The organism is Mucilaginibacter puniceus (assembly GCF_054783175.1).
Window position 1 is genome coordinate 47291 of the sequence record NZ_BAAGRB010000005.1, and the last position, 23736, is coordinate 71026.

Here is a 23736-nt window from a genome sequence, read left to right on the forward strand (position 1 = left end):
ATTTATTTATTTGGATTGAAAATATCTATACAGTAAATGAAGGTTTTATGATTCAAATCATTGAGCCAATAAATTCTAAGCACATCATTAACAGGGTGAGATGAGTTCTTAAAAAAGCAAAAGAGCCAAGGTGACCAACCTTAACTCTTTGCCTTTTGGCATTATACGACTTCTACCCAGAAGCAGTATACTCCGCCTTTAGGGTGATAAATACGCTTACCATTTCTGGTAATATATTTCGTAATTATCAGCTTGTATAATTTGCCTCCTACGGTTTTATACTCGTCTTTCATTTTAGGTCCTCCTTTCTCACCCTGTTTTTAGGTATCAGGATGCTCACCTTACTCAACCTTTGGTCATTCCCGGCCTGTTGAGCGGACACGGAATTTTTTTTCAGTTTTCATGTTGTGTTGCCAAATTGTTTATAGTTGTAATTGGTAACATGGTTTATTGGAGGGCCTAATTTGTACATCGCGCACTCGTAGGAATACAAAAGTAATAAATTTATTACAAATCGCAAGATTACCCTCGCAAGAAACTGACAATCTAACATATTGTGCTTCATGCACTTGATTTGACAAATATAATACAACTAAAAAATATAGCTAATTTTTTTAGCACAGCCGCCAACATCGTTAATGAGAGTCGCAAAGGCTAGTGCTGCCGCAAGCGGGACGCTTGCGGCAGCGGGAGGGGATATTATACGGTAATTGACACAATAGCTTCACTTTTAATTTTAATTGGCACCAAAGCTGGATACTCAGAAATTACTTTTGAATATATGTCATAAGGTGCTGATGAAGCTTCTACAGTCAGAGTAATAGCAAATTTTATTTTCTCATTTTCATACCTATGTCCACGCGCTATTGCATGAACATATAATGACGGGGTGTTTATTCCAGCTGCCATTTTATTTAAACGTCTACCATCTACGCTATCCCATTTTAGTTCTTTTTTTAAATCCGCTTCAGATGCGAATGGGCTAGGCCCACCTTCAGTTATCGGATTAGCACTTTTTTTCCAACCAGATAATTCCAAATTTGCAGCTACGTCAGCATCTTTTACTACGTCAACGCGTTTAGTCTTTAGTTTACCTCCAATTTCTTTAGAATAGGTGAATCTATTTTTGTTGCAACAAAAGCTAACTTCTACAGAGGCTGTGGTGTAATCCTCAGGTGAACTTGAATCAACCGAGGCCAAAGCGGCTGAAGTCCAATGAAATTTTACTTTACCTGTATTTAATCCTTCAATCCAAGGAATATCAAATTTACGATACTTGCTTTTTTCCACCTCGCCTTCATATATTAAAGTGTATGATTTATCTTGGCATGTCATTGCTTCTTCTATATCAATTGGTAATATTCCATGCCCCATTTCTTTGCAATGCGATTCTTGTGATTCAGAAGCGGCATGCAGTAAAAGCACCCTACTGGTAAGAGGGTTTAAAGAATTATTACTACCTGCAATCACACGTGTTGCTGCACTTGAACCTAGCGGTGTGGAAAAGCTTGTACCGGAGGTATAAGTTCTTTGGTTCATTTGCGCTGATAATAAGTGTATTGGGACCAGATCACACCCGCCAAAAGCTACTAAGTCAGGCTTCATTTTATTTCCTTCTCTACCTGGACCTATGCAACTGTATGGCGCCCTTATAGGTTTAATTCCGGATAAAGTGTAAGCCCCCATTGCTAAGCCATTTACCATGTCAGACGGACTTTGTATACGATCATACCCTGCTTTTTCGCCATCGTTACCAACTGCAATGCAAAATAAAATATTATGTTTTTTACTTAAAGTATCGCATGCATAAGTAAATCGACTTACGCTATCATCGAAAATTGGCCCTTTTGGACCTAAGCTTAAGTTGTAAATTTGTATGTCAGGATTAGTTGGAACAATTGCTTCAATGGAATCTATAACTTCATAAAGGTCTGGATCGAAAGTAGCATTTGATAAAACCTTGAAATTCCTTACCGTCACAGTTGGTTCCAATAGTTGGTCTGTATTTTTAATATTATTGAGTGCACCATATAATACCGCACTTGTTACCGCTGTACCATGCTCTGGGCCACTAGGTACTGCGCTGCCACCTACATAATCAACATATTCTACATAATTGTCTATTGCGGGATTTCCTGAAATATAGCCACCATCTAAAACACCGATTACCGGACGTGTTTTATTAGTAAATATTGGTGGTAGAGGTGCTCCAACTGTTGCAGAAGACCGCATTGAAATACCAAAACTTCTACAGCTCAACGGATGAACAGTTCTTAAAGGGTTATATCCAGATATAGCATTTAAAACTTCTTTATTACCCGGCAAACTCAAAAAAGTCAATCCGTCACTTTCATATTGTTTAACTCGTACAGTTTCCCATTTAATACCAGCATCAATAATTAATTGCTTAAATTGAGTTAAAGCCAAAGATCGATCTATTGAAAAAGGATGTAAAACCGCCTCTAACCGGCCTTCTTCCCATTCATCAAATCCTAGCAGTTGTTCTTGATCATTGAGTAAATCTAATGAAGCGAGTCGCTGTATGTCCCACCTAAACTGGTTGTTCAGTTGATTAGAATTTAATCTTTTTTCAAATTGGTCTAAGCCAACTGGAGTTGTGCGCACAAAAAATATCTTACCAGATGTTGGCTGTGTATCATCTGCTTTACCGTCCAATTTATACATTCGAGAACCTATCTCTTGTAACTCAGAGGTTGTTTTAGAGGGATAAAATAATTCACGAGGATAATAACTCTTAGCGGAAAACTCTGGCCTTACTCTGAAACAAACTATCGTTTCATTGGGCATTTTTTTCAATGGATTTATCGTTTCTAACTTTTGTCTAAGATTAGATATATCACTAAATATTTTTTCTCTTGCTGCCTCAAATGGGTAAGGTGGTTCTGTGGGAATTACAGCAATTTTTTTAGTTACGGGTGCACTATACACTTCCCCTTTGTATAATATCGGACGCTTAATATTTTTGCTCATAATAATTTAGTTTTTGATTTAGGTTTAAGTTTTGATAAATGATGTTGTACACCCGATGGGCTCATATCAAGCATATCCGCTAATTCCCTAACTGATATGCTGCCAAATCTTTCTTTAGTTGCAATGCAGAGTTGTCCCTTTGATTTGGAATCAGTAGCATAAATGGACAACTCGGGTAAAGCTGCTTGGCTAATATCTTCCAAATTTAAAACCATCCTCCTTTTAACATTATTGCAATATTTACAAATGTCGGCTGCACTTTTTCCATTTAATACTTCAACTGCTAACTCAATAATTTTTTTAGCTTTATCATTATAAAATTCACCAAACTCTTTTTCTAAAAGCTGTAGCCGTTGTTCTGTTCCTGGGGGGTTAACATTTATGGTATGATCAAATCGTCTCCACACCGCTTTGTCAAGAAGTTCCGGGTGATTGCTAGTCGCTAATAAAATACTTGACACGGGCCAATTTTCTAATTCCATTAGTAATACATTGACAACCCTTTTAATTTCTCCTAAGTCAGTGTTATCGTCTCGTCTTTTAGCAATTGCATCAAATTCATCAAGCAAAAGCACCGACCCAGAATTTCGCGCATAATTTAATACCTTTTTTAAATTAGCACCGGTTTTACCTAATAGGCTTGAAATGCTTGATGACAAATCAAGAACTACTAAATCTTTATTTAAATAAGATGCAATATATTTAGCAATCATCGTTTTGCCAGTTCCTGGTTGACCAATTAATAAAAGACTATTTGAAGGTTTGATGTCTTTAGAGAGCAGGGTTGCCATTTGGGTTCTCTCGTCTAAAAACCTTGTCATTTGTTTATTTGTATCGTGGTTTAAAATGGGCATTTTTGGTTCAGCCTCAGGTGGAATTACAGTTGCCATTTCTAAATGCGTATCTGAATCTACAGGCAAGGGTTTACTATTGCTTCTAATTGCACTGCCTGTTCGTAATGAAAAAGCTGATATGCATTCAGAAATTTGACTAGCTGTTTCTGGGTCATCTTTTTTAATCTTTCTAGAAAGCGTGAGAGCAGCAAGTTCAACTTTGTTTACATCACATTCTAATCCCGCGGAAATAATATCAATTAATATTTTACTGTTTTTGTACATTTGTTCAGTTTAATTATTTATAGTAAATATGGCACAATACAAATGTAGTGATTTATTACTGTGTTTTTTATATTTTGTGCTGTTTTTATTTTTTTATTAAAATTGGCACAGTTTGCTCGCGTTAGGGACAGTAGCGGATACCGGCATCGTGCCTAAGGCCTGCAGGCGTATGAGCGGATAGCCCGGCCCCATCGGGGAACGCTCAAAGCAGTAATTTCAACAAACGGATAATTGGTTTTGCGGTATAGTTTTTATAGGTTTAGGTAATTAAACCCATGGGCAAAATGAAAAAACTGCTTTTTATAGGTATATGCGTGTTGGTGCTTGGCGCCTGTAACCCAAACAATGATGACAGTAAGGACCAAAGCCTTGCCAACGGCCCGGACTCTGCTACTGCTACTACCACTGATACTTCCGGCTATGATGCCGCGCTGGCCCTGTTAAATGATATATCGGTGGATAGGGCAACGTTTAAACAACTGTACACCAACTGCCGCGTAAAAGGGGATGAGTTTAACGGCAAGTTTCTGTATCCGCAAACAGCGCCCACAACGCCCAACAGCAACGCCCTGTTTGCCTACATTAACGAAACTACCCCCGGCATCAGGCTGGTGATACAATACTACGCCCCCCAAAAGCTGGGCATTAAAACCGTAACTTTTACCATTGACGGGGAAACCCACGACTACCAACCCCCATTTAAATCAGACGCGGGCAACGGCCACTACTGGGAATGGAGCGATGAGTTAGTAACCAACGCCCAGCTGCCCCTACTCATAAAACTGGCCACAAGCGTACAGCCAGAAGTTAAATTTACCGGCACGGAAGGCCAGCAGTTTATCTCGGTTATTATTGGGTCCCTAACCCCCCAACAGCAACAATCCCTAAAAAACATGCTGATGCTATACAAAGGCATATTGATGGGGTATAACGCTTAATGGTTCGACAGGCTCACCATGACAAATGGGCTGTCATCCTGAGCCCGTCGAAGGATGCGTGCGTGGGGCCTTTCCGCGCGTATGGTTCGACGGGCTCACCATGACAACGCTTTTAATTTTATATACGCCAAAACAAAACCACGCTTATTTGCTTATTTTAGGCGTATGAACAAGCGGTTATATTTTATAGGGCTATGTATAGCCATTGGCACATGGGGTTGCAGTAATAAAACCAAGCCTATGGCGGCGGTGGTTCCACCCACCATTACCGACGCGATGATGACCACGGTGATTATCCCCAAGGTGCCCGCGCCGTTAACTACTATGCAGCTGTATTCGCTTAAAAAAGATTCGCTGCTGCAACATTTGATGCTGGAGCAGGCCCCCGCTTTAACCGACAGCCTGGGCCAGGCCATTCCGGGCGAGTGGGTGGGTACGGTAAACTTTGGTATCCGCAAGCCTAATTATGTGATTATCCACTATACCGCGCAAGATTCGATACAGCAAACGCTGCGCACCTTTAGCCTGCCCAGTACCGAGGTAAGCAGCCATTACGTGATTGGCAAAGACGGTAAAATATACCACGTGGTGAATGATTATATGCGCAGCAACCACGCCGGCAGCGGCAAATGGGGCAGCGTTACGGATATGAACAGCGCCTCGCTGGGCATTGAGATTGATAACAACGGCAACGAACCCTTCACCGACGCGCAAATAAAAAACCTGCTGGCACTACTGGACACCCTGAAACGTGCCTACAACATACCCACCGCCAATTTTATAGGTCACCAGGATTATGCGCCGCGGCGCAAGCCTGATCCGGGTCCGCTGTTTCCGTGGAAGGTGTTAGCCCAAAAAGGTTTCGGCTACTGGCCGGACCAGGTATTGGAGCCCGCCCCCGAAAATTTTGATGCCGCCCTTGCCCTGCGCATCATCGGCTATGACATTAGTGATCTGAATGCCGCCATTATAGCCTTTAAGCGCCACTTTGTACAAACGGATAGCCAGCCAATTTTATCTCCGGCTGATCTGAGTGTTTTGTATAATGTTTATAGGAAGTATTGAGGTGAGTGGTGAATGGAGAGTAGTGAATGGGGAACACTGACTACTCACCACTGACTACTCACTTTTTAACCCACCCATCCTTCAAAGTTACCGTGCGGTTAAACACCAGCTTGTCGGGGGTGGAGTGTTTATCCAGCGTGAAATAACCTTTACGGATGAATTGGTAGCCTTTGCCCACTTCGGCGGTGGCCAGGTCTGGTTCTATATAAGCGTTAGGGATAATTTGTAAGCTGTTTGGGTTAAGGTAATCTTTAAAGTCGCCGTCCTCGTTAGATGGGTCCTCTACCTGGAACAGGCGGTCGTATAACCTTACCTCGGCAGTTTTGGCGTGTGGTACACTCACCCAGTGGATGGTGCCCTTCACGTGTATCCCGCTGGTATCCTCACCCGATTTTGACTCGGGGATGTAGGTACAGTGTATTTCGGTTACGTTGCCGTTAGTGTCTTTTTTAAAGTCTTCACATTTTACAATGTAGGCGTTTTTTAAGCGCACCATTAGGCCTACACCCAAGCGGAAAAACTTTTTAGGCGGCTCTTCCATAAAGTCCTCGCGCTCTATCCACAGCTCGTTGCTGAAGGGGATATCCCTGCCACCGTCGCCGCCTTCTGCCTCGGGATTATTTTCGCCGTGCATGGTTTCGGTTTTATCGGCGGGGTAATTGGTGATGATCATTTTTATCGGGTCCAACACCGCCATACGGCGCCAGGCAGATTTATTCAGATCCTCGCGGATGCAAAACTCCAGCAGGCCAACATCTATCATATTCTCGCGCTTGGCTACGCCAATGCGCTCGCAAAACTCGCGGATGGAAGCAGCAGTATAACCCCTGCGGCGCAAACCGCTAATGGTCGACATACGCGGATCATCCCAGCCCTCTACATGGTTTTCGCTTACCAATTGCATCAGCTTGCGCTTGCTCATTACCGTGTAGGTCATGTTCAGGCGGGCAAACTCGTATTGCTTGGATGGGAACAGGCTCAGTTGCTCAATAAACCACTCATATAGCGGACGGTGGGGCACAAACTCCAGCGTGCAGATAGAATGGGTAATTTTTTCAATAGCGTCGCTTTGCCCGTGCGCGAAATCGTACATCGGGTAAATGCACCATTTATCGCCGGTGCGGTGATGGTGGGCATGCTTAATGCGGTACATCAATGGGTCGCGCAGGTGCATGTTGGGCGATGCCAGGTCGACTTTAGCACGCAATACTTTGGCGCCATCAGGGTATTTACCGGCTTTCATATCGGCAAATAGCTGCAGGTTTTCTTCCGCAGTGCGGCTGCGGTATTGGTTAGGTGTGCCCGGCTCAGTTGGGGTGCCTTTTTGGGCAGCAATTTCCTCGGCGGTGCTATCATCCACATAAGCCAAACCTTTGCTAATTAGCGCCACAGCAAAATCATATAGCTGGTCAAAATAGTCAGACGCGTACAACTCTTCGGCCCAGTCAAAACCCAGCCACTTTACATCTTCCTTTATGCTGTCAACGTATTCGGTCTCTTCTTTGGTAGGGTTGGTATCATCAAAACGCAGGTTGGTTTTGCCATTATACCGTTTGGCCAAACCAAAGTTCAGGCAGATTGATTTGGCGTGGCCAATATGCAGGTAACCATTAGGCTCGGGCGGGAAACGCGTTAATACCCTGCCACCGTGCTTGCCGGCATTTATATCCTCTTCAACTATCTCTTCAATAAAATTCAATGATCTCTCTTCGCTCATAATATTTGCAATGGCTGCAAAAGTAATAAATTGTGGTGGGTTAGCGTAATCGGGTTTTAGGTTGGGGACGTTTGTTATTAGGGCGTTGTCCCGCTGGTAGAAGCGGGCCCGGGCTATCCGCTCATACGCCTGCAGGCGTTAGGCTCGAGGGCCGGTATCCGCTGCTATCCCTAACGCGGGTACCCAAAAAGTTAAAAGCTAAATGTGGTTTTTAGCATAGCTACTCGTCCCGGTATAGTGAATGAAGCTGTGGTTAGCGAATTTGCCGTTACATCAATAGTATTAAATGTTTTAATATTGGCCACGTTAGTTACACTAAACGCTATATCGGTTTTCGACTTTGGCAGCCTGAGATTTATATTCATATCCGCAAAAAAATATTTCAGATCCTGCTGTCCACGCTGTTGGGTATACATATACTCGCCCGATATATTTACATATACATTTTTAAGCGTAGTAAATGATAACGTTGATTGCTGCCTTAAGCGCACATTACTAATTGCAGGCACTCCCGCTGCTATGGCTTTACTGCTGGACACATCATACTTTAAATTGTATGACCAATCTATAAATTTTGCCAGCCTGCCAACTATTCCTGCTTTATAGCCGATGGTTTGCATATTAGTAGTAAATAACTGGTTGTTTTGCAATTGCTGACCCCAACTTTGCCTGTAGTTGACCCCGCCATTTACTGTAATTTTAAAAGCGAAAAGATATTTGCTTGTGTTGGCATCCAGGCTTAAACTTTGAGTATGATTAGGCAAATAAAGTATGGTGCGCTGCTGTATGTTATTGCTTAAATTATAGGATGAGATAGTGTTTAAAGCTGCATTTGCATAATTAGCAGAAAGATTTATAAATAACATTTGTGCAGCGTTAACAAAATTATGAACTACCCCAACATTATGAGACCTGGTCAATGATATAGGCGCATTATTGGCTACCAATGAACGGTAATTGGTTAATATGGCACCGGGATAAACATCATTGATGGTACCTAAATTATTATTGAACGAGTAATTTAACTTGATCAAATTTTGGGCACTTAGCTGATACGAAAAGTATAACCGGGGGTCAATAAATACATGACGATTCCTTTGGTCTAACGCTTTTGCCGGTTCATTATAATTGATCAGGTTAAAACTCAGGGGGAGATCGGCCGTGGCAGTAATTTTTCCATTGGTGTAATCATAGTGGGCGGTGGTATAAAACTTTGTTTTTAGCCAGTTTAGATCGTTTGTCATGTCGGGCGAAACAAATTCTTTATTCTGGTCATTTTGCACCCGGTACAAGCCTGAGTTAAGCTGTTGATGTTGCAGGTCAAATCCTGCTAAATAATTTTGAGTGAACCTGTTTTTAATAAAACTTATGGAAGCATAATTGCTGGTATACCATGTAGGCATTTTAATATATTGCTGCAACCCTGCATAAGGGGTATTATTATTAAATACCGCTTCATTTAACCCGGGTGTGACGATCAGTGATTCGGGTTTACTGATGTTACTTATTGACGATGATAAATTGATAGTAGGCCCCGATCTGAACCTTAACATGTAAGACAACACGTTGGCAAAATTTACTGCTTGCTGGTTAAGTAACAGTTTAACGGGGGTATTATTGGTTATAAGGTTCGAGACTATTTTAGTAGGATTATAATCCATAGTAAATACATCATTAAAATACAACGTTTCGCTGTTTTGCAGAAAATTTAATTGCGTCCGCATCTTTTGCAAATTCACAGTATTACTTTGCGACTCGGTAAAGCTGATGGTTTGCCCGGGCAAATATGTTTCTGATAGTTTTTGATATTGCTGATTCCTTTCGTCGATCAAGTAAGAAATATTTGCTTTTAATTGCAGTGTTTTGCTAAGGTTAACCAGGTTATTCAGGTTTATTAACCCGGCTTTATTAAACAGATACCTGTTTTGTGGCAGCACCGGCACACTTGCGGCACCTGCAGAAAGAAAATAGCCACCGGCAGCAAGGGGCACGGGGTTATGTGCTATCAGATCTATCCCGGGATCGATACCTATATTATTGCCGGTAGTATTATTTATAAATTTTACTTTTTTGCTTAGCAGTATAGCTGTAGCGTTACCGGCAAACCTGTTGGATACACCCAGGCCCACTACGCCTTCGCCCATTACACGCAATTTGGCATCGTCTTTTATAACCAGGTTCAATGCCACCTTATCGCTGATATTGTTTTTTTGCAGCATCCTTATAGGCTGATCCTTTTGTATTACCTGCACCTGGTCTACCGCGCCATGAGGAATGCTGCGGCTGGCAATATTATACCTATCGTCCAGCAAATTATCGCCATCTATATAAAAGCTGGATATAGCCTTACCATTATAACTTATCTTTCCATCTTCGGCAACCTCTATGCCCGGCATTCTTTTAAGCACATCGCCTATGCTCCTATCCTGGTTACCCGCAAAATCAGCGGTACTGTAATTTAAAGTATCGCCGTTTAGTTTTAATGATGGCTTGTATTTGATCTTTACTTCCTTTAGCATCATTTCGCTTTCACTTAAAACCATGTCATAACTTTTATTGATGTCTGAAAGGTTTATGGATGCTTTATTATAACCAATGCTGGTGGCTTCAATGCTTAAATTTGCAATACTCTCGCCCACTATAATAGTATAAGCGCCGTCCTTATTGGTTTGAGTATATTTTACGATACTGCCATCCGCATCTTTCAGGCTAATATTTGCCGATTCGATAGGTTTACCGGCCCTATCTTTTATTATACCTTTAACTTGCTTTTGTGCAATAGCAGATAAAGCTGATACAAGCAACAATATTATTAATAGGGGTATTTTTTTCATAGTGATAAGGTTTAGGGTTTTTTAGGCAATACTCTTCCAGATAAGCGTATCTCTACGCTTATCAAGTATGATTATCATGTATATCAATGATTACTGTTTAAGGCAGCTCGATAGGATTGGTATTCGTTTTTTTAGCCGTTGTAGGTGGCCTCTTTATACCTGTTTGCCCTTGAATATCGCTACGTACAGTACCGCCCTGTCCACCACTCATTATGGCATTCGCAACATCCCCGGATATTCCCGCACCTGCAAACTGCGCACGTGTAAATCCAGACGGATCGTCATCATAAGCTTCTTTTAATTTGTCAAATTCCTTTTTGCTCATCGTCTTGCTACGTCCTTTTTGCAGCTCAATTTGGGTAATATCCAAATAAGGAAACCACAGTTTAAACTTTGCTAAATCTTGCGGCGAGACTTTATAGGCACTCTCTGTTGCAAGGCTACCGGGTTTAATATTTTCTACCCCCAAAAACTTAAACTGCACCTCCTTTTTATCATCGTAAGCCTCAAGGATAAGGCCCGGTAAGCCGTTTAGCTTCCATGGTCCACTCTCAAACGGAAGTTCCGGTGCAAACCAGGCCGTCCAGTTTCTACCTTTAAATTTCGCAGTTGCTTTTTGGGCATGTATGCCCGAAAAACTAAGCGTGTCCTTAGTAATTTTCCAATCAGGCCTTTCAATCACATCCTCCACCATGCAGCCGTTCATGCAAATACTTTCCTTGCTATAAAATTTGTTTTCTCTAAAAAAATAGTAGTACTCCGTTGTTAAAAATTTCTTATTTGGACCTTGCTGTTCATTGATCTGTTCTTGGGTAAGACCCTTTTTTCGCATTTCCTGGCTTTGCATATCATAGTTTATAGCCCAGTCCATTATATCGTAGCTTAGATACAGTGAAGCATTTTTACCGGAAATAAGTATCATATTTTCGATGTAAGGTTTGTCCGGTTTGCTTAAGTCATTTACGTGTATAAAGTTGTATTGAACTTTTACAAGTCCTTTGTCTGTTTGTTGCGCGTACGCTACTATGCTAAGCATAATCGCGCCATAAATAATTAAAATAGTTTTCATAATTGTTTGATTTAAAGGTTAAAGTTTAGGTAATACTATCCACTGCAGCAGTTGGATAGCTGTTAAAAGGTTAAGATCATTAAGAGTTTCGGTTAATTAGCGGACCGGCAGGCGATCCTTTTTATTACTAGGGAGAATTTGCTTTTGTCTTGATTGCTGCTGATAAATTTCCATCGACCCCCAATAAAACACAGGTATCATATTTTGACAGATCAAGATCCGGGTATCGCTTTTGTGCATAAGCTACAGTATTGCCACTTACGCTATTTAACATTCCGGGATATGAATCAATTTGTGATCGTGTAAAACCGGTTACTTCGCTTTCGTCATGCAGTGCACCGTTAATAATGACAGCTACTTTAGCGTTATGCTTTAGCGTGACCATCATTTTTAAGCCAGTGGTAGTTACCTGTACCATGTCATTATCACCGTCAAGGCTAATTCGCGAATAAAATTTATCATCAATAAGCTTAGCTTTTACAATACGGTCCTGCATGGGGTATACTTCGTATTTTCTATTTACCGCTATGCCATTATTTGTTGTATCGGCGGGGTTATTTGTAACAGCATTTGTGTTTATTGCATTTTTTAATACAACTGTTTGGGAAGCTAAATTACTGTTTGCAAAAACGTCATTATCAGCAGGTTTTTCCATACTAGTTATTATTGCCGGCAAAGGCTTCTCGGTATGTGTCCGTTTATTTGAAAAGACAGGTTTTATAAACTCTGCATTCTTCATCGGGTAAATAGCAAACGCCATTAATGATAATAGAACAATGCCTACTATAAATATTCCATTTTCTTTAATGCTAAGGGTTTTGTTTTCCTGGTAAACAATACGCATTATCCGGTTAAGCAAGGTGCTTTTTTGTCCCGAAAATGCAACTGTGTATACCGGCGTTGAAAGAGAATGATCTTTAAAGCTGATAAGTGCCTGTACAAATTCTTCTTTATTATTGGTTTGTGCAATAGCTATATCATCACAGCAATTTTCTCTTTCTTCCTTTAATAGTGATGATATCCAAAGTAAACCCGGATTAAAGAAAAATACTGCTTCGGCAATGCTTTGTATAAAGTTAACCGCGTAATCACTGCGTTTAATATGGGCCAATTCATGTAATAAAACAGCCTCTACCTGTTCGGCAGGTATACGGGCAAGTAAACCTACAGGTATTAATATAACCGGCTTAAAATAGCCTATTACAACAGGAACTTTTAAATATCCCGATTCAAGCAGCAATACGGCTTTTTTAAGTAGTAATTTTTCACAAAGCGAAGTCATTTTTTCTTTCCAAAGATCCGACGGTTCAAAGACGCGATGATGTTTTGCCCTGTGCATATACAGTATATTGCCTGCTATTGATATCGACTTGATAGTAAAAAACAGCAACCAAAGTATCAGAATAAAAAGTGAGTTCTGTGAGATGAAATTATTGACTGTATTCAACAAGGTATTAGTACTATGAGGCGGTAATGTTACCTGTAAATTGGGTGAATACGTCGTTGCAGATAGATATGAAATAGTTGCTTTCCCCGTAACTTCAGAGCCTGAACTTGCATTAAATTCATAAATAAATGTGCTGATAGTGGTTAATAGGAATATCGCAAACAAGAATAGTATCAGGTTATACCTGATAGCGGCACTTGTTTTTTTAGTGGCTACTAGGACTAAGCCGGCAACAATTGCAACTATTGCCCCCTGCCATAACGAATGTACAAGCGTCCAGCTAAATGACCCTATTAGGGTATCTGATAATTCTCTTGATATGCCCATAACTATAGTTCTACTATTATTTACCTTTTTCCATTTTTTGAAGTAACTCCTTCATCTTCTTCAATTCTTCATCAGATGTTTTACCATTGCCAAGTAGGGCAACCATTAAATTGCTCGCAGATCCGTTGAACATTGAATCCATAAAACGGCCCAATAAATTTCCTTTCACGTTATCCTCTTTTAATAAAGGGCTGTAAACATGTTTCATTTTAGTTTCGTCCCTGTCCAGCATGCCTTTCTCTTTCATTACCTGCATGAGCTTTAATGTTGACGTATATATAACCGCCTCTTTTTGCTCGTTCAATTTGTCATGAACAAATCGTACAGTTGACGGGCCATGCTCCCACAAAATTTGCAACACGTCCATTTCGGTTTTAGTAGGTATGATATCTTTATTTTCCATTGTATTAAATTTTACAAACTAAAGGTATGTATTAAAAACGTACGTTTCAAAATATTACTTTGTAACAATTTTAAGATATATAAATATTATATAAGGTCGGGAAGGGTACCTCCCCCCGCTACCGCAAGCGTCCCGCTTGTGGAATAATTGCGTTAGGGATAGGAGTCCCCACAGCTGTGGGGAGCCATCTTGCGCCTAAGGCCTGCAGGCGTATGAGCGGATAGCCCGGCCCATAGGGAACGCCCTGTTTTAGAGATCGGTGATTAGTGATTAGAGGTTAGTCTTGTCGCGCGGTGGTAGTGATTGGTCCGTCGCTTGGTTAACACACCCCCAAGCTAGTGCAAGAATGCAACGCGGGAAAGAGTAGGAAATCCGTAGAGCCCCCTGCGGAACTCTACGGATAATGAGGTTTTTTACTTCAACTCGAAAGTATACGCCCGGTCTGCGCCGGCGGTTTCCTTCCCTTGACTCGCGGTGCCACGCTTAACGAACGTGATCTTTGGTTTCTGGCCTGTGAAGGCTACGACCACAGCATCATTTTCATACTTGCGCGCCTGTGCCTGTAGCTGAGTACCCGGCTCGGCAATGTCCGCCCAAGTGATCAGGCGGTTGTTTGGGCGGCCTACTTCCTTGCCTAGCCCTGTGGAAGCGGTAGTTGCGCCACCCTGCGCCGCAGGTTCTTTAAGCTCCAAAAACACAGCCCGCAGCACATCCGTGCCTACCCCTTCTTCGCTGTGGGTAACGCCCCTGCGGTAGAAGAAAGTATCCCAGGCGGTGCTGTGGGTTGGCGAACGCTGGCCCTGCGGAGACACCACTACGCGGTCGCCGTTGGTGTAATAAACGCCGGCATAGTCGTACTGATGTTGGTGTGTGGGATAGGCCTTTGGCAGCCAGGAAACTTCCCAAACGATAACGCGATCGTTCTCAAGCACTTTGTTTGCGCCATCACGGTCAAACGGCCCGGGATAAGTCTGGGCAGCCTGGGGCGAAGCCGAAGCCGGGGACGACTGGGGCGCCTGGGCCATAAGAACTGCACTGTTAAATAAGAGTCCTATCGCCAAGGCGATGGGTTGAAAGTTTTTTTTCTTGTTCATGAATTAAATTTTAAAGTAGAATTATAATTAGCTTATCTAAGATATAAATCTTAATTGAAACTAAGCCTATCCCCCTTACTCCTAAAATGTAATATAGTTGTTAGATTGTAAAGTGAAGCTAATGAAAGTACATCACTTGGGTTGGTTTACATCGATTGATAACGCCAAACGCTATCCGCTTATCACCAAAGTTTTTGCGGTCAAAACACAAACAAAGTATTAACTTTACAAAATTATAAGCAATGCTATACGCTGTGCATGTATTTATACGTTACAGCATAATCTAAACGTACAACATGAAAGTTCTATTTAATAAATTATCTGCCTTAGTATTTTTCGCGGTTTTTTCTACAGCAGTATTTGCGCAACCCGTGCCCGATACTACCCGCATCAACATTGGCCTAACTGCCGGTTTACCCATTAGTTTAGACAAAATGTATACCTATAACGCGGGCGCCTTTTTACAGGTAGATTATCCGCTAACCCCAACGCTATATGTTACCGGTTCGGCGGGATACAACACCCTTTTTGCATCGCCCGATTTTTCGACCACGCCGGGCGGCATATTAAATGTAAAAGCGGCCAATATGCAAACCTTACCACTAAAAATAGGTATTAAGCTTTTCGCTATCAGGCACTTTTATTTCGCGGGCGAAGTGGGCCAAACCCTATTGTTAAATAAAGCGGCAGTATACGCACATAAAAGCAATGCCTTTACTTTTTCGCCCCATGTAGGTATGTTATTCTTCCTAAAAAACCGTACTTATATTGATGCAGGCATTCGGTACGAGGCGGTATCAACCTTTTATAATGACAAGGCAAACTATGGTTTTTGGGGCGCTCACATAGCTTACGCGTTTAATTTATAGGGTGCTGTTACGCATAGCGCAAAACTTTTAGTTGTGCCCTGCGATTCATAAAATTATACTTTTTACATTTTTTTTGTAAATTCGGCTTAATTACATTTTACCTATTACTGTAAACGCCGCTATGAAAAAAATACTCATCATAGATGATGAAGTTAATGTTGGGATATTGCTTTCCAAATTTTTAACACGCAATGGCTTTGAGGTGAGTACCGCCACCAGCGGCGCAAGTGGCCTGGAATACCTGAGTAGAGAGCCTTTTGACCTGGTACTATGTGATTTTAGGCTGGAGGATACTGATGGCCGCGAAATACTAAAAAAAGTAAAAAAGCATTACCCGCATACAGGCGTTATTATTATTACCGGCTATTCGGATATAAAAATGGCTGTTGAGCTCATAAAAATGGGCGCCTATGATTATATATCAAAACCCCTTTACCCCGACGAGATATTAAATACCATAACCAAAGCCCTTGAAACCCGTCAAGCGATGGTTGATGACGACCAGGAACAGGAGGCCAAGCCTGCAAAACCCAATCGTAAACAGGCTTTGGCGGGTATAGTTGTTGGTAACAGCAAGGCATCAAAAGAGCTTTTCAGGCAGATAGACCTGATAGCACCTACCAATTACAGCGTTATTATATTAGGCGAAAGTGGCACCGGTAAAGAAGAGGCTGCTAAAAGCATCCATTTAAACAGTCAGCGCCATAATCAGCCATTTGTAGCTATGGATTGCGGTTCGCTAACCAAAGAGTTGGCAGCAAGCGAATTTTTTGGTCACGAAAAAGGCTCGTTCACCGGCGCGTTTACTACCAAGATAGGCCATTTTGAAATGGCCAATGGTGGCACTTTGTTTTTAGATGAGGTAGGTAATTTATCTTATGAAATACAAGCCGCCCTGTTACGCACCGTACAGGAGCGCAAAGTAAAAAGGATAGGCAGCACTAAAGAGATTGACCTGGATGTGCGCATTATAATTGCCACTAATGAAAACCTGCAGGATGCCATACAAAAGGGCCGTTTCCGCGAAGACCTTTACCATAGGTTTAATGAGTTTACCATTTATATGCCACCTTTGCGCGAGCGTGGTAACGACATTGTTTTACTGGCCGAACATTTTTTAAAAATGGCCAATGAAGAGCTGAGCCGCAATGTATGTTCATTTTCGTCAGAAGTGCTTGAATGCTTTTTAAACTATCGCTGGCAGGGAAACATTCGCGAATTAAAAAATATTGTAAGGCGCGCCGCCTTAATTACCGAGGGCGACCAGATAACCCTTAAGGCGCTTCCGTTAGAGATATCAAACTACAAAAACGCTTATGAGTCCATGCCTTTTACGGCACCAACAATGGCGCAAGATGTTGCCGAAGTAAAAGAGGGGCCGCGTAACGACCTTAAAAATGTGGCTTTAGAAGCCGAGTACGATACTATTTTAAGGGTATTAAAAGAGGTTAGCTATAATAAAACCAAAGCCGCCGAGATATTAAACATTGACCGTAAAACGCTTTATAATAAAATGAAAGCCATCAACCTTAAATAATTATGAGCGACAAAGTGATGGATGCCGCGGCCATGAGCAAATTGAGGCATGATATCAAAAACCAGCTTTCAAATATTACACTCATCATTGGCGAATTAAGGCATGAACTTGCTGATGGCTCGGATGATTGTAAAATGTATTTGGACATGATGGAAAAAAGCGCATTTACCATTAATGATCTGCTAAAAGAAACGGTATAACCCGCTTTCCATTAAAACTTTTTATACTTTGTTTGCTTTAATAGTTATATTTAAGCACCTATGTCTATTTTTTCCTATAACCAGCGCAATAACATCATACTCATCAGTATAATTATACTGGGGTGCTTTTTAATGTATGCGCTAAGCGGCATGTTTAGTTCCATTTTAGGGGCAATTGTGCTTTACACCATTTTCAGGCCGCTGTACCTGCACCTGGTTGATAAAAAACACTGGAATAAAAGCGCTGTAGCCACGCTTATTATTATCATATCATTAGTAGTATTAGTATTGCCCTTTTTGGCATTGAGTTTTATGGTGATTGGCAAAATTGCCAGTATTGACTTAAGCAGCCTCCCCATACAGGTATGGCAGGCCAAAGTTGACGCCTTTACCGGCGAGCACATTAACCAGCCACATTTTTTTGAAGATACCGTAGCTAAACTGGGCAATTTAGCTACCGAACTATTTCCGTCAATTATAGGCAGCGCGGCCAATATCATTATTACCCTGGTGGTGATGTATTTTTTGCTGTTTTTTATGTTTACACAGATCAAGGAGTTTGAGGCAACGCTGCTTAAATATGCCCCGTTTAGAGAGCAGTACTCGTTAAAATTTGCTACCGAGCTACGCGCCTCTACCTATTCAAATGTATTGGGGCAAGGGCTTATTGCAGTTGTGCAGGGGGGCCTGCTGGCCAATGGGTTTTGGCTGGCCGGCATACCCGATCCGCTTTTTTGGGGGGTAATTGGTGTATTTTTATCTTTTTTACCCATAGTTGGTGCCCCTACACTTACTATACCCGCAAGTATTATACTTTTTGTTAATGATCAAACGCTAAAGGGCGTATTATTACTGGCTTATGGGGTTTTGTTTATTGGCAACATTGATAATGTAATGCGCCTCATCATTAATAAACGTGTCGCCAATACGCATCCGCTGATATCTGTAATAGGTGTATTTATTGGTATACCCATGTTTGGCATATTGGGGCTGGTGTTTGGCCCTTTACTGCTATCGTACTTTTTATTGCTGGTAGAGATATATGAAACCAACCGTTTGGCGGCCGACAGGCTGGACAGAATAAGAGGAACAACAGACACCTGACCTTTGTAGTGCATACTTTTGTAAACAAATGCACGTTTTAAAATTAACTGTTAATTTAAACCATACTTAAAAACAACCAATTACGCCAATTAGGTATATTTGGCAAGATATTTATCTAAATAAAAACAATTGTTCAACTTTTAAATTTTACCCAATATGAATGATAACACAAAAGTAGTAGTAGCCTTGCTGGCAGGCTTAGCAGCAGGAGCAGCTTTAGGTATATTATTTGCACCTGACAGTGGAGAAGAAACACGCGATAAGCTTTCAGAATCGTTAAAAAAATTAGGCGACTCGATAAAAGAAACCGCGGCTACAGAAATTGATAACCTGGTTGGCCTTAAAGATAAAGTAGTAGGCAGCATTAAAACCAAAGTAGCCGGTGCCGAAGAAGAGTACCAGGACGATTTGGAACACGCATAAATTTACCCTATCCCGGGTAGGTTAACCCTACCCGGGATAATATATTTATTATGGAAGAACAAAAAGAACAACAGCAGCAACCACCTTCTTTTATTGATCAGTTAAAAGAATATGCCGAAACGCGTATAAAATTGGCCAAATACCAGGCGGTTGATGGTGGCTCATCAATTATTGCAAGTTTAGTTGCGCAATTGATAGTTATTATAAGCCTGTTGTTGGTATTTATATTCGCCAGTTTAACATTAGCCTTTTTTTTGTCTGAGGTTTTAGATTCGCTTTGGCAAGGTTTTGGTTGTGCCGCATTGATCTATTTGATAATTGCTGTAATATTAAATGCTAAAAAACCGGGGATAGAGAAAACAATAGCAAACCGGTTGATAGAGAAATTTTTAAATTAAAATGATGGGCTTACCTATAAAAAATAGCGAAGATCTAAAAGACGAAATAGCGCGCCTTAAAGGATTGGAGCAACAACAAGCTGACCAACTTAAGCAGCATTTTAGCAGCCCGGGTGCTATTTTTTCAACCTTAATGAATTTGTTCCCCAAATCTGCAGACAGCAAGGAAGAAAAAAATGCCAGCCTGTTTAACCAGGATTTTATAGGATTATTATCGCGCATTATTTTACCTGTAGCTTTAAATAAAACCGTATTTAAAAAATCGGGCTTTATAGTAAAAGCTTTGGTTGGCCTGTTATCGCAAAAAGCATCGCACTATATTAATGAAGATGCGGTAGGCGGTATATGGGATAAAGTAAAATCGGCTTTTGAAGAAAACGTGGCCCACAACCCTGCCGTAACCGGCATTTTAGATAAAGTAAAAGGCCTTTTTGGCAGCAAGCCTAAGCCGGGCTCAAAAAGTCGCGGCCGCATTAAAAACGCCCCGGTACCTGCCTACGTACAGGGTTCTTAATCTTCTTTTTAATTTTTTATTTAAAGCCCTAACGTAATTATTAGGTTACAATAAATATTTTATTTGCTTTATTACGAATTATTCGTAGATTTACTAAACAATCGTAAATCGGTATGAAAACTAAACCTTTTAAACACCCTTATTACTTGCTTGCTTTAACTATGTGTAGTGGATTATCCGCCAACGCGCAAAAGCTGCCAAACGTGCAACCGGCAGGTATATACGCACCCAATAACGTTAAAATTGATGGCAAGGCTACCGAATGGGGCAACCAGTTGCAAGCCTTTAATAAAACCACGGCTATTTTTTACACCATGGCCAATAACAACAATAATTTATACCTGGTTGTACGCGCAACTGATTTTGTTGCTATGGATAAAATATTAGGCGCTGGCCTATCACTTACCATTACAGGTAAAAACGGAGCCTTAGCCTTCACCACGCCAATTACCGACGCTACAAACAGGTCAAATATCAGTAAAGCGGTTCGCAACTCGGAAGCAATGACCGATAGCCTGGCTACTAAATTAAATAAAGAATTAAACACCCATCTAAAGGAGGTAACCCTTAAAGGAATAGCTGCTATACCTGATCCAACCATATCTGTTTTTAATGAATATGGAATTAAAGTATCGGGCTATTTGGGTACGGATAAGGCCTATACCTGCGAGGTGGCTATTCCTTTAAAGTATATCACCCCAATTTTGGGCGAAGCAACGGATTTTAAATACAACATTATGGTGAATGGGGTGACGATGAATGTAATGACTGCAACCAGGAACGGTGAAGTAATAGCCGCGCAATCGGCCGAGATGGCAGCGATGATGGCAAACGTAACGATCAATGGCGCCTCAATGATGGAGCTATCCAGCCCTACAGATTTTTCAGGAACTTATACGTTGGCAAAGAAATAATTACGTTACAAATAAAAAAAATTTAACAACTATTACGAAAATTTCGTAATTTAACTTTTGAAATTAAGATCATGGAAAAATTATCACCACAGGAAGAAGAAGCCATGCAAGCCGTTTGGCAATGCAAAGCCGGCTTTATTAAAGATTTTTTGGACCAACACAGCGAGCCCAAACCGCCATACACCACGCTGGCATCAACTATTAAAAACCTGCAGCGTAAGGGGTTTTTAAAAAGCGAAAAAATGGCCAACTCGTACCGCTATCAGCCCATCATAGCCGAGGAAGATTATAAAAAACGCTTTATGCATGGTTTTGTGAGCGATTATTTTCAAAACTCATACAAGGACCTGGTAGCGTTTTTTGCCAAGGATAAAAAGATAAGTGCGAACGATTTAAAAGAGATAATCAACCTGATAGAAAAACCTAAAAAATAAGGATATGAGCGCTTTATTTGTTTACCTCATCAAAGTAAATATTGCCTTAATAGTTTTTTGCCTGGGATACTACCTGGTGCTAAGGCCGCTTACTTTTTATGTACTTAACCGGGTGTACCTGGTTAGTGCCATCCTGTTTGCAACATTATATCCGTTAATTGATTTTGAAGCCATTTTAAACCGCCACCAGGAAATTGCCCAGCCCGTACAAATTATTATTGTAAACTGGCAGGCACCTGTTGTTAACGCTGTGCAGCAGGTACAGCACGATAAATGGTTTTGGCTGGCACTGGCTTTTTGGGCCGGGGTGGCCATATTAGCCGGTAGGTTTGCCATGCAGCTATTATCGCTATACAAAATGCACCGCAGGTCAAAACCGGCACAACTGCACCAATATTTTATACGCGTAATAAGCGGCGACGTTAATCCTTTTTCATTTTGGAGGAGTATTTACATCAACCCTGAAAATCATAAGCCCGAGGAGCTTAAAGCCATACTGGCGCATGAGCAGGTACACGTGAGCGAATGGCATACCATTGATATTTTAGTGGGCGAGATCAGCACCATATTTTACTGGTTCAACCCGGGTGTATGGTTGATGAAACGCGCCATCCGCGAGAATATTGAATTTATTACCGATCAAAAAATATTGCAATCAGGCTCAGACCCTAAAGCTTATCAATATAGTTTATTGAATGTAACCTTTAACGGCAGCCATAATGCCATAGTTAACCATTTTAATACCTCAACCATTAAAAAACGTATTATGATGATGAATGCCAAACGCTCATCAACCCTAAACTTAACCCGGTATGCGCTGTTGGTGCCTGCAGTTGTGGCATTGGTTTTAGTATTCAGTGTATCAAAAGCCGAGTTTAAAAAACAGGTTACTAAAAGTAACGCTGCCATTGCCGAAGCTTTTACCACCGTAATTGAAAAAATAGAACCGGTAACCGACAATATAGCGGTAGCTGCTAAGCGCGGTGTGAGTTTCCTACCTGATGCAATGCACGTTCTGTTTACTGATACTGCAAAAAAAACAACACCTGTGAAATATAGGTTTAATGTGACTTATGATACCACAGTTAGGGGCCAATACAGAATACAAGCATCTATCGATACTTCCTATCGTCAAAACTTTAGCTTTAGGGCAGATTCAATAGAATTTAATGATACTTCCAAAAAAGCTAAAACGATTACTGTTACCGGTTATGCTATTCCATCGAGGTCTGGTCCACCGGTCAAACGAAACTCACCCTTTCAGGGTACAACTTCGGGTGATGTAATTGCCCCTAACGGCAACATCTATTTTTACAATAACGAACCGGTAAAAAACGCCGTGGTTAACGGGGTGGCTGTAATACCGCATAAAATGACAGCCGAGGAGATGGAAAAACTTAAACAGTTAGGCACGGCAACTATTGGCCCTGGCGGCAATATTATTGATATAAGCCAGGAAAAAGTTACTAAAGTGAAGGTAAACGGTGTCGAGATGACATCATCTATCCCTGTAGGTTTGAATTATATTAATGCGCAAAACGTTAAAAAAATCTCTGTCGATAAAGATGGTGTGGTTAATGTTGATGGCAACGTTTTAAATAATAACAGCGGAGGGGTTAAAACGGCATACGGTATTACTTATAACCCTAATGTGATCAATATTAAGCGACCGGTGGATACTCCTCAAATCAGGATCAGGAACTTCGGTGGAAACCCATTGTATGTTATTGATGGGGTAAAAACCACCAATCCGGATGCTTTTAACAAACTTGATTTGAATGATATAGAGTCTGTAAATGTTTTAAAAGACGGTTCGGCAAGTATTTATGGCAAGGAAGCAGAAAATGGTGTGATAGTTATAAACACTAAAAAAGATAAGAATAGCGCGATAACGGTTACGGGCCGCCCAACCAGGGTAGTTGACACCAAGACGTATACCGACTATTATTACCCTGCTACAACCACGCCTAATATTTTTACGGGTAAACTTTTAATAGTTGATGGTAAGGAAATGAGCCAGTCGGCATTTTCAAAAATACCTGCCGATAAAATTGAAGTTATCAAAAAAGGCGGTGCCAAAGAGTTGAAAAAATATGGCGATAAAGCCAAAAACGGTGTGTTAATTATTACTACAACCCGGTAAAATACCGACCTAAACCTTAGTCATAATAACCTATAAGGATCGCCCTGAAAAGCGGTCCTTTTTGTTGTTTAAACCATAAAAAAGGCGTTTAAACACATAACTGAGTGTTTAAAATACACAATTTATTGCCCTTAAATAAATAAGAATTTATATATTTGAAGAACTTGTTAAATCGGACTAACCAATTCGTTCTTTAT

Annotated in this window: 20 protein-coding genes; 12 read left to right on the plus strand and 8 right to left on the minus strand. The window is 41.0% G+C overall.

Translation table 11 applies throughout. From position 1 onward, the window contains the following. Positions 1 to 699: 699 nt before the first annotated feature. Together ACYVJ6_RS14965 and ACYVJ6_RS14970 are read right to left on the minus strand one after the other, a co-directional pair. Positions 700 to 2991 carry a S8 family peptidase gene (locus tag ACYVJ6_RS14965; RefSeq protein WP_460694898.1) on the minus strand — a complete coding sequence of 764 codons (2292 nt, stop codon included), beginning with the start codon at positions 2989 to 2991 and terminating at the stop codon, positions 700 to 702. Then, positions 2988 to 4109 (minus strand): AAA family ATPase, encoded by a 1122-nt coding sequence (locus ACYVJ6_RS14970; RefSeq protein WP_460694899.1) that lies wholly within the window; start codon positions 4107 to 4109, stop codon positions 2988 to 2990. The genes ACYVJ6_RS14965 and ACYVJ6_RS14970 overlap by 4 nt, the downstream gene beginning before the upstream one ends. A 284-nt stretch (positions 4110 to 4393) precedes the next feature. Between ACYVJ6_RS14970 and ACYVJ6_RS14975 the strand changes: the two genes are divergently transcribed. Further along, entirely contained in the window at positions 4394 to 5047 is a 654-nt protein-coding gene (locus ACYVJ6_RS14975; protein ID WP_460694900.1) for a hypothetical protein, read from the plus strand. Positions 5048 to 5212: 165 nt separating this feature from the next. Next, positions 5213 to 6112 (plus strand): N-acetylmuramoyl-L-alanine amidase, encoded by a 900-nt coding sequence (locus tag ACYVJ6_RS14980; RefSeq protein WP_460694901.1) that lies wholly within the window; start codon positions 5213 to 5215, stop codon positions 6110 to 6112. A 58-nt stretch (positions 6113 to 6170) separates the two neighbouring features. On the opposite strand, the gene ACYVJ6_RS14985 is transcribed toward ACYVJ6_RS14980, so the two are convergent. From ACYVJ6_RS14985 to ACYVJ6_RS15010, 6 genes are all read right to left on the minus strand, one after another. After that, positions 6171 to 7829, minus strand: coding sequence for a glutamine--tRNA ligase/YqeY domain fusion protein (locus ACYVJ6_RS14985; protein ID WP_460694902.1), 1659 nt, complete (start codon positions 7827 to 7829; stop codon positions 6171 to 6173). A gap of 191 nt (positions 7830 to 8020) precedes the next feature. Further along, positions 8021 to 10663 carry a carboxypeptidase-like regulatory domain-containing protein gene (locus ACYVJ6_RS14990; RefSeq protein ID WP_460694903.1) on the minus strand — a complete coding sequence of 881 codons (2643 nt, stop codon included), beginning with the start codon at positions 10661 to 10663 and terminating at the stop codon, positions 8021 to 8023. Positions 10664 to 10760: 97 nt separating this feature from the next. Further along, positions 10761 to 11732 (minus strand): GLPGLI family protein, encoded by a 972-nt coding sequence (locus tag ACYVJ6_RS14995; protein ID WP_460694904.1) that lies wholly within the window; start codon positions 11730 to 11732, stop codon positions 10761 to 10763. Positions 11733 to 11859: 127 nt separating this feature from the next. Continuing rightward, entirely contained in the window at positions 11860 to 13506 is a 1647-nt protein-coding gene (locus tag ACYVJ6_RS15000) for a M56 family metallopeptidase (RefSeq protein WP_460694905.1), read from the minus strand. A gap of 16 nt (positions 13507 to 13522) precedes the next feature. Next, complete coding sequence (locus ACYVJ6_RS15005; protein ID WP_460694906.1) at positions 13523 to 13909, minus strand: BlaI/MecI/CopY family transcriptional regulator; 387 nt, start codon at positions 13907 to 13909, stop codon at positions 13523 to 13525. A gap of 413 nt (positions 13910 to 14322) precedes the next feature. Beyond that, positions 14323 to 15003 carry a cupin domain-containing protein gene (locus ACYVJ6_RS15010; protein ID WP_460694907.1) on the minus strand — a complete coding sequence of 227 codons (681 nt, stop codon included), beginning with the start codon at positions 15001 to 15003 and terminating at the stop codon, positions 14323 to 14325. A gap of 296 nt (positions 15004 to 15299) precedes the next feature. Between ACYVJ6_RS15010 and ACYVJ6_RS15015 the strand changes: the two genes are divergently transcribed. From ACYVJ6_RS15015 to ACYVJ6_RS15060, 10 genes are all read left to right on the plus strand, one after another. Then, a complete protein-coding gene (locus ACYVJ6_RS15015; RefSeq protein WP_460694908.1) occupies positions 15300 to 15872 on the plus strand; it encodes a hypothetical protein in 573 nt (190 codons plus the stop codon). Positions 15873 to 15993: 121 nt separating this feature from the next. Continuing rightward, on the plus strand, positions 15994 to 17409 hold the full coding sequence (locus ACYVJ6_RS15020; RefSeq protein WP_460694909.1) for a sigma-54-dependent transcriptional regulator: 1416 nt from the start codon (positions 15994 to 15996) through the stop codon (positions 17407 to 17409). A gap of 2 nt (positions 17410 to 17411) precedes the next feature. Then, positions 17412 to 17609, plus strand: a complete 198-nt coding sequence (locus tag ACYVJ6_RS15025) for a hypothetical protein (protein WP_460694910.1) — start codon at positions 17412 to 17414, stop codon at positions 17607 to 17609. A 60-nt stretch (positions 17610 to 17669) separates the two neighbouring features. After that, complete coding sequence (locus ACYVJ6_RS15030) at positions 17670 to 18713, plus strand: AI-2E family transporter (protein ID WP_460694911.1); 1044 nt, start codon at positions 17670 to 17672, stop codon at positions 18711 to 18713. Positions 18714 to 18869: 156 nt separating this feature from the next. Then, positions 18870 to 19136: a YtxH domain-containing protein gene (locus ACYVJ6_RS15035; protein ID WP_460694912.1), complete on the plus strand. Its 267-nt coding sequence runs from the start codon at positions 18870 to 18872 to the stop codon at positions 19134 to 19136. Positions 19137 to 19186: 50 nt separating this feature from the next. Further along, positions 19187 to 19534 (plus strand): phage holin family protein, encoded by a 348-nt coding sequence (locus ACYVJ6_RS15040; RefSeq protein ID WP_460694913.1) that lies wholly within the window; start codon positions 19187 to 19189, stop codon positions 19532 to 19534. A gap of 1 nt (position 19535) precedes the next feature. Further along, a complete protein-coding gene (locus tag ACYVJ6_RS15045) occupies positions 19536 to 20048 on the plus strand; it encodes a hypothetical protein (protein WP_460694914.1) in 513 nt (170 codons plus the stop codon). 113 nt (positions 20049 to 20161) lie between these two features. Continuing rightward, positions 20162 to 20962: a hypothetical protein gene (locus ACYVJ6_RS15050; RefSeq protein ID WP_460694915.1), complete on the plus strand. Its 801-nt coding sequence runs from the start codon at positions 20162 to 20164 to the stop codon at positions 20960 to 20962. Between the two features lie 71 nt (positions 20963 to 21033). Then, complete coding sequence (locus ACYVJ6_RS15055) at positions 21034 to 21396, plus strand: BlaI/MecI/CopY family transcriptional regulator (protein ID WP_460694916.1); 363 nt, start codon at positions 21034 to 21036, stop codon at positions 21394 to 21396. Between the two features lie 4 nt (positions 21397 to 21400). Next, positions 21401 to 23539 carry a M56 family metallopeptidase gene (locus ACYVJ6_RS15060; protein WP_460694917.1) on the plus strand — a complete coding sequence of 713 codons (2139 nt, stop codon included), beginning with the start codon at positions 21401 to 21403 and terminating at the stop codon, positions 23537 to 23539. The last annotated feature ends 197 nt before the right edge of the window (positions 23540 to 23736 follow it).